The organism is Blautia sp. MSK17_66 (genome assembly GCF_020538025.1).
Lineage (GTDB): Bacteria > Bacillota > Clostridia > Lachnospirales > Lachnospiraceae > Blautia_A.
The window spans coordinates 1-351 of the sequence record NZ_JAJBNQ010000111.1; the positions used below are offsets into that span (position 1 = coordinate 1).

The 351-nt window shown below is 46.4% G+C and carries 1 protein-coding gene; it reads left to right on the plus strand.

Annotated elements, in window-relative coordinates; translation table 11 throughout:
* Positions 1-23: 23 nt before the first annotated feature.
* A partial coding sequence (locus tag LIR34_RS18200) for a DUF134 domain-containing protein (RefSeq protein WP_173903433.1) occupies positions 24-351 on the plus strand: 328 nt, incomplete at its 3' end.

Sequence of the window (351 nt, forward strand, 5' to 3'; positions counted from 1 at the left end):
GAAAAGCGAGAAAGGAGCAGTTTATGCCGAGACCAGTAAAATGCAGAAAAGTCTGCCATTTCCCCAATGTTTTAGAATTTCTTCCGGCAGATGATACGGAGAAAAAAACACCCATTGTTCTGACGGTAGATGAGTACGAGACAATCCGTCTTTTGGACAAGAAAGGTTATAGTCAGGAGCAGTGTGCAGTATCTATGCAGATCGCAAGAACGACGGTCCAGCGGATTTACGAGATTGCCCGGAAGAAAATAGCAGATGCACTTATTGACGGACATCCGCTCAGAATTGAGGGCGGGGATTTCAGAATCTGTGACGGTCAGAGCGGCAACTGCAGCTTTGGAGGATGTTACA